This window comes from Shewanella sp. N2AIL, assembly GCF_022690845.1.
GTDB classification, from domain to species: Bacteria; Pseudomonadota; Gammaproteobacteria; order Enterobacterales; family Shewanellaceae; genus Shewanella; species Shewanella baltica.
On sequence record NZ_JALBYT010000024.1, the window covers coordinates 43,457 to 57,476 of the forward strand.

A 14,020-nucleotide genomic window follows, 5' to 3' on the forward strand; every position below is an offset into this window, starting at 1 on the left:
ACTTAATCACCAAATAGTTCAACGTCGCCGCCCGTGGGAAGATTACGAACCCGTAAGCGGTATTCACTTTCTCGGTCAAGAATGGTGCTGTTGTGCATGGTCTTAATTTTGCGCACTTTCACTTTGCCCGTATGGGGAAAGAAATACACCTTACGTGGATACACATCGAGTAAATCGGCCGCAATGATAGGGATATTTTCAAGATTGAGGTATTCAATCACAAACTCCGCATTACGCTCACCAATATTGTGTACAGTAAAACTACGCAACATGTTGCCGCCCCCAAACACCTTAGCTTCGAGTGAATTACGCTGCGCGCCAAGCTTGAGCAAGTCGTTGATTAATAACTCCATCGCATACACACCGTAACGGGCTGAGTCGGCAAGCACCCCTGTGCAATTGCTGTTATCGCTTGGCAATAAGAAATGATTCATTCCGCCGATTTTGAGCTTAGGATCATACAAACACACGGACACACAGGAGCCTAACACTGTCACTATCATGGTATCTTCACGGGTGGCAAAATACTCGCCTGGCAAGATTTTCACAGCATCGCAACCAAAATGGTGGTCATGATAGCGATTAGGCTCTGAAATGGCATATTCGATATTAGGTTTTAGCACTCATGAGCCCCTTCACTGGCCGATAGGTTGTTTGGCCTACGGCAGTGATAATTTGTGGGAACATGTTGAAATTTTCAGAATGCCCCGCAATATAAAGCCCATCCTCGCTGAGGGAGTTCATCATGTGTTTTAAAATGACTTCCTGTGTTTCTTTATCGAAATAAATCATTACATTACGGCAAAAAATCACATCGATTGGTGTTTTTAACGACCAAAATGAATCGAGTAAATTGATGCGAATAAATTTGATCATTTGTTTTAATTCAGGCACCACACGCACATTCCCTAACTGTGCTCCGCGTCCGCGGTGAAAAAACCGTTTCTTACGGATATCGCTGACAGTATCGATCCTGTCTAAGGGATAAATGCCCATTTCAGCCTTTTTAAGTACGCCGCTGTCGATATCGGAGGCAATGATCTCGATAGGCGTTTTAAAACTGTTGAAATGTTCAGCGACGACAATGGCTATTGAGTAAGGTTCTTCCCCTGTGCTACTGGCCGCACACCAGATCCTGCGCGTATCAGGGTTATCGATTAAATACTGTTTTAACACCTCAAAGTGATGCGGTTCCCTGAAAAAAGCCGTTTGATTAGTGGTTAACGCATTAATAAATTCTTGATGCTCGTTTTCATGACTTAACAGGTGCTCAAAATAAGCCGAAAATCCGGCTAATTTCAATGTCCTGATCCGCCGCACTAAACGGCTATACACCATAGCATCCTTGCTATCGGCGAGCTTGATCCCCGCTAAACGATATAGCGTTGTCCTTGCGGTATTAAAATGCACCGAGGTATAGGCAAACTCTCGATCCAATGGTTTATTTTCGCTCAATTAAAATTCTTCCCATTCATCTTGATCTTGCTTTATGGGCTTCATCGCATTGGTTTTAGGTTTATCTGTAGCCCTTGCTCTTGCAACAGGTTGTAGCTGCTTAAGGGGTTTCACCGCTTTCGCTTTAGGCGCTGCTAATCGCGCGTTACTGTGCCTTGGGGCTTCATCCTCATCGTCTACGCGAAAGCTGGCAACACTGTCCGACAGTTGTTGTGCTTGGGATTGCATACTTTCGGCTGCAGCGGCCGCTTCTTCAACCAAGGCGGCATTTTGCTGCGTCATTTCATCCATTTGCACCACGGCTTTACTGATCTCATCGATACCTATGGCCTGCTCATTAGAGGCTGAAGCTATCTCCGCCATGATGTCGTTCACCCGTTTAATGGCGATGACGATTTCCTTCATGGTATCGCCAGACTTACCGACAAGGCTGTTGCCACTCTCGATTTTAGACACGGAATCCGAGATCAATGCCTTGATATCTTTAGCTGCATTGGCCGAGCGTTGGGCTAAGCTGCGCACTTCTGATGCGACTACAGCAAAGCCACGGCCTTGCTCACCCGCCCGCGCGGCTTCAACGGCGGCATTAAGCGCTAAGATATTGGTTTGGAATGCAATGCCATCGATAACACCAATTATGTCGGCAATCTTACGCGCCGATTCATTAATCGATGCCATGGTCTGAACCACTTGCTGGATAAGCTCACCACCGTCCACCGCCACTTCCGAAGCTTTAGATGCTAAGGCATTGGCTTGACTGGCGTTATCCGCATTGAGTTTCACTGTACCGGTGAGTTCCTCCATGCTGGCGGAGGTTTCTTCTAGGCTCGAAGCTTGTTCTTCGGTGCGGCTGGATAAATCGGCGTTGCCTTGGGCAATTTCTGCTGAGGCGGTATTAATGGTATCCGCCGCTCGCTGAATATCTTGGATCATAAAAGATAGCTTTTCAGCGGTTTGATTTGAGTAGTTTTTCAAATCATTAAACGTGCCTTCATAGTCGTTATAAATGCGGGTGGTGAGATCGCCATCCGCCAGCGCCATCAGCACGCGCGCCACATCTTGCAGTCCACGGTCTGAGGTTTCAATTAACGAATTCAAGTTGTTCGCCAGCATCAGGAAGAAACCTTGCTTGCCTTCGGTGTCCGCCCTTTGGGAGAAATCACCCGCTGCTGCTGCGGTCACAATGCGGGAAATCTCTTGCTCGGTTTGCACTTCAATGGTGCGGTCGAGCCATTCAACCACAGTCCCTAAGCGCTCACCCTCTTTTGACACTATTGGGCTGGCGGTTAAACGGAAATGGCAGCTGGCCACCTTAATCAGCGATTCATATTTGCGGTCTAATTTATCGAGTAAACTCGCTTGATGGGCAGGATTGCGATGGAAGATATCCATCGAGCTGCCGAGAATTTTATCCACGGAAAAATGCGGTAAGGCCTGCCTAATTTCATGCTCAGACTGACGTAACATGGCTTCGACCGAGCGATTCATATAAATGATGGTACGGTTAGCATCGGCGATCATGACGTTGGTACTGGTATTGTTGAGCGCTTCCATAATGCGCTGAGTTGCTCGCTCGGCTTCGATACTTTCGGTAAGATCTATCCACTCAACACCTGTGCCTAAGTGTTTATTTTCAGAAGTGATAATTGGCGTCAAAATCAACCTAAAGGTACGCTTGCCAATGGTGATTTGCGCAGTATGGGACTGAGTCAAACGCTCTAACAGATTGCGTTGATGCGCTGGATTTTTATGGAAAATATCGATATTACTGCCGATCAGTTTGGCAACCGAGAATTGAGGTAATTCTTTACGAATATCGTCCTCGGCCTCTTGCAGCAAACGGACTACGGCTTTATTCGCATAGATGATATTGCGCTGACTGTCAGCAATCATGAAACTGTTGCCACTGTTATCTAGCAACTGAAAATAGCGCTGACGTTCTTCATCCTTTTCTAGGCTTGCTTCAGCACTTCCAAATATATTAAAGATACCCATTATCATTGCTCCTGATCAGTCAGACTATTTGCATCAATTAGACCCAGCTCATCACTGCTGATCAGAGCCTGAATATTTACCAGAATTACCATCTTATCTTCAACCGTGGCTAAGCCTTTGAGGTAGCGACTATCGAATGCCACCCCAAATTCTGGTGCGGGTAAGATTTCCTCCGTCGACAACTTAATCACATCGGATACGGCATCGACCACTATGCCAACAATGCGCTCGAACACGTTGAGCATAATAACGATAGTGAACTCGTTATAAGTGGCTGATCCAACAGCAAACTTCATCCGTAAATCGACTATGGGTACTATGTCACCGCGCAGATTTAACACACCTTTAATAAAGTTGGGGGCGTTGGCGATTTTAGTGACTGGCTCATAACCGCGAATTTCTTTCACGGACATAATATCGAGGGCATAGTGCTCATCACCCAATACAAAGCTCAAAAACTCCACCTCATCTTGGGAACTGTATTCCACTTTGGCGGCCATGGTTGATCGACTCTCCATTTGCTGTTCCTTAATTTTTGATGTGCAATGCAAGCGATTCGACATCGAGGATCAAAGCAACGCTACCATCACCCATGATGGTGGCGCCGGAAACTCCGGGGATCCTGCGGTAATGTTTTTCAAGACTCTTGATCACGACTTGCTGCTGGCCAACTAAGGCATCAACGCACAGGCCAAAGCGCTTGTGGTTGCTTTCGAGCAATACCACTATGCCCTCTTCTGGCGTGCTGGCCTTTGGCTCAATCTCCATCAGTTGATGAAGATTAAGTAGAGGTAAGTACTCTTCACGCACTTTTAAGAGTCTTTCTTTGGCTAGAAATTTGAGTTGTTCGGTTTGCGGCTGAATGGATTCTATAATGTGTACTAAGGGCAAAATGTAGATCTGATTGCCAACAGACACACTCATACCATCTACAATGGCGAGCGTGAGTGGCAATTGAATTTCAAAGGTTGAACCTTGGCCCTCAACCGACTCAATATCAATGCGTCCACCTAAGGCTTCGATATTGCGACGCACCACATCCATACCGACACCGCGGCCAGATACATCAGTGACTTCAAGCGCGGTTGAAAATCCTGCTGCAAAAATCAATTGCCAAACTTGCTTGTCGCTACTGTTATCAGCCACTTGCAAACCATTTTCCCGCGCTTTTTGAATAATGCGCTCACGGTTTAAACCTGCGCCATTATCATGCACAGCGATAACAATATTGCCCCCCCTTTGGCTGGCTTTTAGGGACAATATGCCCACTTCAGATTTACCCGCCGCGAGCCGTTTATCAGGTTTTTCGATGCCGTGATCTAAGCTATTGCGCACTAAATGGGTCAGTGGATCGACAAGCTTTTCAATCATGCCCTTATCAATTTCTGTGTTGCCACCTTCAATCACGAGATTGACGTTTTTACCCAGTTGCTCAGAAAGATCCCTCACCAAACGATTGAAACGGTTAAACACAAAAGATACCGGCAGCATACGCACCGACATCACAGCTTCTTGCATCTCACGGGTATTACGTTCCAATTCATTAAGTGCAGTCTTAAGGCGTTCGCCTAAATCGCCAGTCAACTCATTCCCAATCAGAGTCAACATAGACTGAGTTATGACCAATTCGCCCGCCAGATTGACCAGAGTATCGATTTTGGAGGTTTCGACCCTTAAGGTGGCATCCTGAGCCGACGCGGCTGGTTTTTTAGCCGCTGCTTTCACTTCTGGAGGCGTATTTTTTGGTATAGCGGATGAACTGAGTGTCGCATTTGAACTTGTTGCATTTGAATGGAGTGCAGCAGGCGAGCTGGGGTTTACAGAAACACTCGCGGGGACACTTACAGCAGGCGACGCTTTAGAGTTAGTCGCGCTCTTTTTATCCTTATCTTTAAATATGCCGCGTTTAGTTTGGCTACTATCTGCGATGACTTTAGCTTGATTGGCTCGTGGGGGGACGGGTTCAGCAACCTGAGGTGCCACAGGCTTTGAGCTCAATAACTCGATTTCATTGGCGAAGGATTCGGGGGTTAATGCCTCAAAAAAACCAAAGCCTAATTCATCATCGTCAGCTATGACACCAAGTGGGTCTGCCGCTTTCTCAGCATTGCTGACATCATTTATGACACTTTGTGCGCTGATTTCTTCGGCATGAAAAGCCTCATCAAAAAAGCCAAAGTCTTCACCTTCAATAGCGATATCGCGAGCCATTTCATCTTCGAAAAATCCAAAACCCTGTGACTCCTCTGTTTCCACGGGCACGGCTTTAACGTTTGGTGTTGAAGGATTCACAGTATCAGTGCCATTGCGTACTGCAACCGAGGAGCTAAAAGCTTCACCATTCAATGCCGCCACTAATTGACTCTTGCTGTACTCGACTTCTTGCCAATCAATAGGATCTTCTTCGCGATACAGACTCAATATATGGGATAAAGTATCAACGGTACTCAGCAGTAAATCGATGGTGGATGAGGTGAGCTGGAAGTTACCCTTGCGCGTTTTATCCAGCAGGTTTTCCATAACATGAGTGACACTGGTGAGTGCGGTAAAACCAAAAATACCGCTGCCGCCTTTAATCGAGTGGGCGGCACGGAAAATAGTGTTCAGTTCTTCAGGATCGGGAGAAGCCAGGTCCAATGCCAATAGCAATTGTTCCATATTTTCAAGATGTTCATGACTTTCTTCAAAAAAGACCTGATGGAATTCGGCCATATTGATGGACATAGCGCACCCCGTTGCAGTTAACCCAGCACTTTAGCCGTAATAGCCAACAGCTTTTGAGGATCAAAGGGTTTTACCATCCACCCAGTTGCACCTGCCGCTTTTCCTTGCGCCTTCATGTCATCGCCCGCTTCCGTCGTGAGCATAATGATCGGCGTACGCATAAATGCCGACATAGCACGTAAGGATTTAATTAAGGTCAGCCCATCCATTCGCGGCATATTCTGGTCAGTCAGAATAAAATCAAATCTTTGCCCGTTACAGATATCGAGGGCTTCACGACCATCTTTTGCCAGTACCACTTGGTAGCTAACCGATTTAAGAGTCGCTTCGACCATTTGTCGAATCGCTGCCGAATCATCAACCACTAATATTTTTTTACTCATGCGCTATTCCATTATGACTTTAGTTATATTTCCTGGCGGTACTAATTCGTAGGTCTTAGATAATGTTTTCACTAGTGATAGACCACGACCAGACAATTGAGGAATGTCTGCAATGATGTTTTCATCACCCGCAAAACCCTTCCCACTGTCACTCACACTTATATGTAACTCATTTTGCGATGAGCACCAGATAATACTCACTTTCACCCAATCATTTAATGTAAGTCTGTCAGCAAAGCTCTCCCTAATACTATGGTACAATTCAAAGCCTTCTGGATCGTTTTTTAACCGAGAATCTAATTTTAGTACACCATGGTCAATCGCGTTGCTAAATAACTCTGCGACCACAGTAAAAACCCGTTGACAAAAATGAGTGGCAAAACCAAATATGCTTAAAAATTGATTTAACGAGCTTAAATAGTCAGCGCTCAGCAACATAGGACCGGCAATACTGACATCCCAGTGAAACTCGCCATCCATAATAGATTGTGCTCGACTGACGTCTCTGCTTTGATGCCAACTGCTTAGTTTCTCAAAATCTAAGGTGCAAATCGTAATATCATCTGCAATATTTTCAGTAGAGCAGTATTCATGCATGCTTTCATTTAAATAATGGGTAAGCCCACCAGACAAATTAATAAACAACGCTTTTAATTTATCGATACCAAATGGGCGTTCTTCATGGGTATATTGCTCAATTAAACCGTCACTAAAAAGACAGGCATGGCCATTATTCGGTAAATCAACGGTAAAAATATCAGCAATAAAAGTATGTGGCGGCAATATACCCAGTGCCATATTGGTCGATTTAAATTGTTCTATCGCTTTATGGCTATCTGAACTTAAAATATGTCGTTCTTCAATATCAGTATTCGGTAACTTGGCGTGTTCATCTGCCTGAATATACACAGGAGGCATACCGCCATTCCAAATGTGTAATTTATTGCGATTAAAATCGGCTTCCAAAATAATACAGGCTACGAATCTGTCTTCTGGATTCTCGCGATGAACCTTAGCATTCAGCTCGTAGATCAGCGTTATTAAAGAAAACCCCTTTGAAACCATAGCTCTAAATGTGCTCGCGACGCGCATAATCGGCATGGCTGCACTCAGGCCATGACCCGTTGAATCAGCGAGAATTAAGAAGAAATTGCCATTGGGTGCCATGCCATTAAGGATAATGTCACCACTAAAATTGGCACTCGCTTGGCAGTAGGTCTGCACAAAATCAAAATCAGTATTATCAATATTAACTAAGTGCTCAAACAAATGCCGGGCCATGTGTTCTTCTCTGGCCTTCTCATAAAGCATTTTTTCGAGTTCAATTCTTTGTTGTTCGACTTTATGTTGTAGTTGCACACGGCTAAGTAAGCATTCAACTTTGTACCAAAATATTTCAACATTGATCGGTTTAACGACAAAATCTAATACCCCCATACTAAAACACGCTAACACGTTTTGGCTTTCTTTAGTCTCACTCATCACAATAACAGGCGTTTCTTGTTTTTCCTCGTTCAACTTATTCAGTAACGCTAGTGCAGTGCCATCTTTGAGCCAGTAGTTAATCAGGATTAAATCAACCGTATTTTGCGTTATTTCAAAAAATACCTCCTCGAGATCATTACAAACAATCACGTTGTAACCTTTACTATGAATAAAGTCACTGATCCTCTGACTCGCAATAGCATCATCATCGACAACTAATATAAAATGTTCAGGCTGAGTAAGTGATACCATAACGAGTGTTACTCTATGATGTATATTTTCTGCATATTGGCGATGTCTAGGATTTCATTCGCCTGTCCATGTGCCCCTTTGACAGATGTTGAAATATGTAATTCCTGCGCCTTTCGATGCAGCAGTACCATCATGCCTAAAGCAGAACTGTCCAAATAAAGCACTCGGCTAAAATCTAAAATAATATGATTAACCTCTGGGAGGGTTAACATCTCTTGATAATCACTGGTAAATTTTTTGTGGTAATAAAAGTCAAAGCGCTCTGGCAATGAAATAACTTTAATATTTGACATTATGCTATCCCTAATTAAAAGAGTTCAATTTCACCACAGGTTATTTGATCCCTCGATACGGGATTATGCGTCTCCTGGCGTCGGCGACTCATTTGTGTCGAAATGTCATCACCTTGAATGCCAAACTCCTGTTGTGACATAGTGGCAACACGATTGAGGGACTCTTTTAAATGGCTTAAGGATTGATTGGTATAAATCAGACTTTGGGAGGTGATATCACTGAACTGCAAGCCACGTATCGTATCTGAAATGGCCTGTTCGAGTTCATGTGCCGATGAATCTATGCGTTCGATCACTTGAGAATCCTTCTCTGCTTTAACGATAATCTGCCTTAGCGCAGTATCAATATCCTTCTTTGCATCTATGATATAAGTCATATCTTGTGCAGCAACTTTACTTACGTGTACGGTTAATTGCTCAATCTGAGTTTGAATCGATCTAAGCTGTTTTTGAATGCCTTCACTAAAGCCTGCACTGCGAGTGGATAAAGCCCGCACCTCATCGGCCACAACCGCAAATCCCCTGCCCGCATCACCCGCCCGCGCCGCTTCAATTGCCGCATTTAAGGCGAGTAAATTGGTCTGGGAAGAGATCTGATCTATATCCTGCAAGGCCTTCATCGCTTGGGGCATAGACTCATAGATGAGGTTCACTTTCTCCAATAACTCCATGGTCGATGCCGACATTTCTATGGTGGATTGAATGAAGCGCTCTAACGTCATTGAGGTATTATTGGCAAATTGTTTCATTTGGTCTGAATGGAATAACTCAGCATCGTCAGTGCTTTGAACAAGAGCGGAAATGAACCCTGTTTGCTCGGTCATTAATCGCCCTAAGCCATCAAACGATTCTCCCAGCAGATTGACCGCATCGCCCTGCACCGCAAGTACGCTGTCAATGTTAGATCCACAACTGTTGAGTGTGGTGATTGTTTCTTGATACAGACTGACGTGAGCTTGCCAATCGGCGGCAAGTTGGGTGTTTGAAGACTTATCATCATGCTGTTGAACTGACTGCATTTGCTTGTGCTGATAAAATTGCCACAGCAACATAATCAACACAGAAATAATCGGCCCCATCGCCCACAAGGTGATTAAACTCAGCAAATATCCAACGCCTGCCGCGAGCAACGCAACGACCCCATCCTTGTATGTCATATGGACTTCACAATAATTCTACAGTGATTAAAAAGTAGTTTCATATTGGGTGATTTTCAAACATGAAAGTGAAATTTTTCACATTGTTACGTGTCGCAATGCGGAAAATGCAGTTATCACAGGATAAATCCACAGAATTGGGCTCAGATTCTCAGTAAATGACTGTAAATTCATGATTTGCTAATAAACTTACCTTAATCGAACCCGAAACTTAAACTGGGCAGTACTCATACCCTAGGTTACACTGGAAGCGTCATTGATTGGGATGGAATCGCTTATGAGTCAACGTACATTACACTCCTTATTTAAACCGACTTCCGTTGCCATTATTGGCGCTTCGAATACCGAGAAACGCGCGGGTAATGTGCTGATGAAAAACCTGCTCTCCAGTGGTTTTTCTGGGCCTATCATGCCCGTCACCCCTAAATATCGGGCAGTGATGGGTGTGCTCGCCTATCCCAATATTGAAGCGTTACCCATCAAACCCGATTTAGCCGTCATCTGTACCCGCGCTTGCCGTGTGCCCGCCATCGTTGAAACCCTGGCGCAATTTGGCTGTAAAGTGGCGATAATTATGGCGTCGGGCATGGCGCAGGAATTTAACGAAGATGGCGTGAGTCTACTTGATCTAACAATGCAAAATGCCAAGCGTTACGGGATGCGCATTCTGGGGCCAAATAGCTTAGGTATGTTGCTGCCGCCATTGGGATTAAACGCCAGTTTGGCCCATGCCAGCGCCCTACCGGGTAAAATTGCCTTCGTGTCTCAATCAGCCGCCATTTGTACAACAGTACTCGATTGGGCTAATAACAAAGGTATTGGCTTTTCGTCCTTTATCTCTCTGGGCGATGCCACCGACATTAACTTTGACGAATTGCTCGATTACCTTGGTCGCGACAGTCGCACCAGTGCCATCATGCTTTATATCGATTCTGTGAATGAGAAACGCCATTTCCTCTCCGCTGCGCGAGCCGCCTCACGCAATAAACCGATTCTGGTGATTAAATCTGGTCGCAGCGCCGAAGGGGCCCGCGCCGCAAAATTACATACGGGCGGCGTTGGCGGTAACGATGCCGTATATGAAGCCGCATTTCGCCGTGCGGGTATGCTACGGGTTAACGACTTGATTGAACTGTTTGCCGCGGTTGAAAGCCTTGCGCATTCCAATCCGCTGCAAGGTGAACGCTTAGGGATTATCAGTAATGGTGGTGGCCCCGCGGTGTTAGCGGTGGATGAACTCATTATGCGCGGCGGTAAATTGGCTGAATTGTCAGATGACACCATAGCGAAATTAGAGGCCGTGTTGCCTAATACTTGGTCAAGGCAAAATCCCATCGATATTATTGGTGATGCGAACGCATCACGATATGCTAAAGCCTTGACTATCTTGATGGATTCCAATGAGCTGGATGCCATTTTGGTACTGCACTCGCCTTCAGCGCTCGGTGAAAGCGTTGAAATCGCCGATGCCTTGATTAGTGTGATCCACGCGCATCCGAAAAAGAATCGCCTTAATATTTTGACCAACTGGAGCGGCGAAGACTCTGCCTATCAGGCGCGAAAACGCTTCACTAAGGGCGGCATATCTACCTATCGTACACCCGAAGGTGCCGTGGGTGCTTTTATGCACATGGTTGAATACCGCCGTAACCAAAAACTGCTACAAGAAGTACCGCAATCGATCCCCGACAATATTCCTACCGATAGCCACACGGCGCGCACATTACTGCAAGCGGCTCAAGCGAAAGGTAAATCGGTACTCGAAACCCACGAGGCAAGTCCTATTTTGCGCGCCTATGGACTGAACACGATAGACACTTGGTTTGTGAAAGATGCCGATGAAGCGGTCGCCATCGCTAATGAGGCGGGCTATCCCTTAGCATTAAAAGTGCAGTCTCCGAACATCTTGCATAAGTCCGATGTGCACGGAGTGATGCTCAATCTAACCTCGGCCGAAGATATCCGCCACGCCGCGAGTGCCATTACTCAAAGGGTGCATCAAGCCAATCCCGAAGCCATTATCGAAGGCATGATAGTGCAAAAGATGGCGTTGACCGCTGGCGCACAGGAAATCCGTGTTGCCGTAATAAGCGATCCCGTCTTTGGTCCAGCGATTTGTTTGGGTGAAGGCGGTTCAGAGTGGGATCCGACCAATGACGCCGCCGTTGCCTTGCCGCCACTGAATATGGCACTGGCGCGTTACATGGTGATCCAAGCGTTAAAAACCCATAAGTTGAAGGACAGGCATTTACCGCTCGGTTTAGACATGAATGCCCTGTGTGTGATGCTTACGCAAATATCCCACATCATTATCGATTGCCCCGAAATCGCCTCTTTGGATTTAAACCCAGTATTAGCCGCGGGTGAAAACATCACGCTGCTCGATGTTAATATCCGTTTGCACGATGCCAATGCCGACAGTTCATCGCGCATGGCCATCATGCCGTATCCGAAGGAATTAGAAGAAGTTGCCGAGCTTAAAAATGGCCTAAAGGTGATGCTAAGACCGATTCTTCCCGAAGATGAACCCAAGCATTTGGCTTTTGATAATTCGTTATCCGATGAAGACAGATACAAACGCTATTTTGGGGTGCGCTCGAAAATGACCCATGAGGAAATGGCGGTATTGACCCAAATCGATTACGCCCGTGAGATGGCCTTTATCGCCACCGCCAAAGGCCCCGATGGAGATGACATCACCTTAGGTGCAGTACGGGCGTCCATCGACCCCGACAATACCGAGGCCGAGTTTGCCATGGCAGTGCGCGGCGATCATCAAGGAATAGGTTTAGGTAAGTTGTTGCTCGAAAAACTGATTAAGTATTATCAAGCTAACGATACGCCTGTGCTCACCGGCTTTACCATGTTCGAGAATCGCAATATGGCCAGCCTTGCCAAGAGTCTCGGTTTTAAGGTGAGCTTCGACATGGAGGAGCATTTGATCAAAATGCATATGGATTTAAAACCGCCCAGTGATAAATAGTGCCTATCCAAACTAAAAAAACGCCGCAATGATTTGCGGCGTTTTTTTATCAAATCTGCTGAAATCTATAGTACAACCGCACAGTTTAATTTTTATGCAACTTAGTTTTATCTATTAATCACTTAAAATGTCAGGATGCTTGAGAAGAATATTGATAACGAGCCAAGGTCGTGAACCGTTGGCCAAATAAATGCAGCAAAATCAACAGATTAATGGCAACTGAACCAGCAAAAACTCAATCACGATTCAACCTATCTGATTAACCTCTCACGCAGTTACGGCCTTCGGCCTTCGCTTGATACAGCGCTTTGTCGGCGCGACTGAATAGGGTTTCTGCATCGTCGCCTTGCTGTAATGAAGCGAGACCAATCGAAACAGTAATTGCGCCAAGGGAAAGCTTTTTGTCTTTTCCTATGGTTAAGCGGCGCTCAGATATACGTTCCCGTAAATTTTCAGCCACTTGTAATGCATCGTGAAAATGAGTGTTCGGTAACACCACCACAAATTCTTCGCCGCCATAGCGCGCCACAAAGTCATCCCCTCGCACACATTGTTTTAAGGCTAATGCGACATAGGCCAACACTTTATCGCCGGTCAAATGGCCATAGGTGTCGTTAAAGGCTTTAAAATTATCGATATCGATCAGCAAAAGACTGCAACGGGTTTGATGATCTTGGGAGAGGTAGATTTGATCTTGAATACTCAATTCATAGGCACGGCGATTGTGCAGCGAGGTTAATTGGTCTGTCATCGCTGCTAGGCTCAGGTTTTCCATTTCCGATTTAAGATTTTGCACTTCTTGGCCCATGGTGCACAGGCTTTGCTCCATCTCACGGTTGTTGATGAGCAGCATCTGCATTTCATCGACTACACCATCAACCAGCTCGTTTAAGGTATTAATGTCGGGATTCGTCTGTAGGCGTAAACCAAACTCTGCTAATGAACCTGAAAACGCCGCGGTGCCTTGACTCAACTGACTGATTTTACTTAACAAACTATTGATCAGGATTTGCGTTTCAATCTGCACATTTTCAATCACTTCGGGTGACTGTTCTTGAATGAAGTTCTTATACAGGCTGGTATTGACCTCCTTAGTAAAAGAGACCGAATTAGCCAGAAAGCCATCAATCGCACGGTTTAAATCGAGATTTGTCCCTGCAAAATATTCATACCAAACGGTGTAGTTTTCAGGTGTAACGGGGATATCGAGGGCAGACATTTGCGGTACGGCCAAACGCAAAATTTGCGCGGCAGAATCAAGCTCTTTATTTTCTGCAGTAGAAGGCATAAATC

At 45.5% G+C, this 14,020-nt stretch carries 11 protein-coding genes; 1 reads left to right on the forward strand and 10 read right to left on the reverse strand.

Annotated elements, in window-relative coordinates; all coding sequences use genetic code 11:
• Positions 1-2: 2 nt before the first annotated feature.
• The 9 genes from cheD to MO387_RS21205 are packed head-to-tail and all read right to left on the reverse strand — an operon-like array spanning position 3 to position 9,744.
• Positions 3-623, reverse strand: a complete 621-nt coding sequence (gene cheD, locus MO387_RS14485; RefSeq protein ID WP_012089258.1) for a chemoreceptor glutamine deamidase CheD — start codon at positions 621-623, stop codon at positions 3-5.
• Entirely contained in the window at positions 610-1,455 is an 846-nt protein-coding gene (locus MO387_RS14490) for a CheR family methyltransferase (protein WP_012089259.1), read from the reverse strand. The genes cheD and MO387_RS14490 overlap by 14 nt, the downstream gene beginning before the upstream one ends.
• Positions 1,456-3,450: a methyl-accepting chemotaxis protein gene (locus MO387_RS14495; protein ID WP_107947585.1), complete on the reverse strand. Its 1,995-nt coding sequence runs from the start codon at positions 3,448-3,450 to the stop codon at positions 1,456-1,458.
• A 2-nt stretch (positions 3,451-3,452) separates the two neighbouring features.
• Entirely contained in the window at positions 3,453-3,968 is a 516-nt protein-coding gene (locus MO387_RS14500) for a chemotaxis protein CheW (RefSeq protein ID WP_107947588.1), read from the reverse strand.
• Between the two features lie 10 nt (positions 3,969-3,978).
• A complete protein-coding gene (locus MO387_RS14505; RefSeq protein ID WP_107947590.1) occupies positions 3,979-6,174 on the reverse strand; it encodes a chemotaxis protein CheA in 2,196 nt (731 codons plus the stop codon).
• 17 nt (positions 6,175-6,191) lie between these two features.
• On the reverse strand, positions 6,192-6,557 hold the full coding sequence (locus MO387_RS14510) for a response regulator (RefSeq protein ID WP_106650549.1): 366 nt from the start codon (positions 6,555-6,557) through the stop codon (positions 6,192-6,194).
• 3 nt (positions 6,558-6,560) lie between these two features.
• Positions 6,561-8,294, reverse strand: a complete 1,734-nt coding sequence (locus tag MO387_RS14515) for a SpoIIE family protein phosphatase (RefSeq protein ID WP_107947592.1) — start codon at positions 8,292-8,294, stop codon at positions 6,561-6,563.
• 8 nt (positions 8,295-8,302) lie between these two features.
• Complete coding sequence (locus MO387_RS14520; RefSeq protein ID WP_006086737.1) at positions 8,303-8,587, reverse strand: STAS domain-containing protein; 285 nt, start codon at positions 8,585-8,587, stop codon at positions 8,303-8,305.
• A 14-nt stretch (positions 8,588-8,601) separates the two neighbouring features.
• On the reverse strand, positions 8,602-9,744 hold the full coding sequence (locus MO387_RS21205; RefSeq protein ID WP_012089263.1) for a methyl-accepting chemotaxis protein: 1,143 nt from the start codon (positions 9,742-9,744) through the stop codon (positions 8,602-8,604).
• 277 nt (positions 9,745-10,021) lie between these two features.
• On the opposite strand from MO387_RS21205, the gene MO387_RS14530 reads away from it, so the two are divergent.
• Positions 10,022-12,727 carry an acetate--CoA ligase family protein gene (locus tag MO387_RS14530; protein WP_087486481.1) on the forward strand — a complete coding sequence of 902 codons (2,706 nt, stop codon included), beginning with the start codon at positions 10,022-10,024 and terminating at the stop codon, positions 12,725-12,727.
• 259 nt (positions 12,728-12,986) lie between these two features.
• Here MO387_RS14530 and MO387_RS14535 read toward each other — a convergent pair whose 3' ends face one another.
• A complete protein-coding gene (locus MO387_RS14535; RefSeq protein WP_006081693.1) occupies positions 12,987-14,015 on the reverse strand; it encodes a GGDEF domain-containing protein in 1,029 nt (342 codons plus the stop codon).
• Positions 14,016-14,020 lie beyond the last annotated feature (5 nt).

Excerpts from the sequence above, each read along its gene's own strand:
- MO387_RS14495 (WP_107947585.1), bottom strand. The coding sequence starts at position 3,450 with ATGGGTATCTTTAATATATTTGGAAGTGCTGAAGCAAGCCTAGAAAAG.
- MO387_RS14500 (WP_107947588.1), bottom strand. The coding sequence starts at position 3,968 with ATGGAGAGTCGATCAACCATGGCCGCCAAAGTGGAATACAGTTCCCAA.
- MO387_RS14505 (WP_107947590.1), bottom strand. The coding sequence starts at position 6,174 with ATGTCCATCAATATGGCCGAATTCCATCAGGTCTTTTTTGAAGAAAGT.
- MO387_RS14510 (WP_106650549.1), bottom strand. The coding sequence starts at position 6,557 with ATGAGTAAAAAAATATTAGTGGTTGATGATTCGGCAGCGATTCGACAA.
- MO387_RS14515 (WP_107947592.1), bottom strand. The coding sequence starts at position 8,294 with ATGGTATCACTTACTCAGCCTGAACATTTTATATTAGTTGTCGATGAT.
- MO387_RS14520 (WP_006086737.1), bottom strand. The coding sequence starts at position 8,587 with ATGTCAAATATTAAAGTTATTTCATTGCCAGAGCGCTTTGACTTTTAT.
- MO387_RS21205 (WP_012089263.1), bottom strand. The coding sequence starts at position 9,744 with ATGACATACAAGGATGGGGTCGTTGCGTTGCTCGCGGCAGGCGTTGGA.
- MO387_RS14530 (WP_087486481.1), top strand. The coding sequence starts at position 10,022 with ATGAGTCAACGTACATTACACTCCTTATTTAAACCGACTTCCGTTGCC.
- MO387_RS14535 (WP_006081693.1), bottom strand. The coding sequence starts at position 14,015 with ATGCCTTCTACTGCAGAAAATAAAGAGCTTGATTCTGCCGCGCAAATT.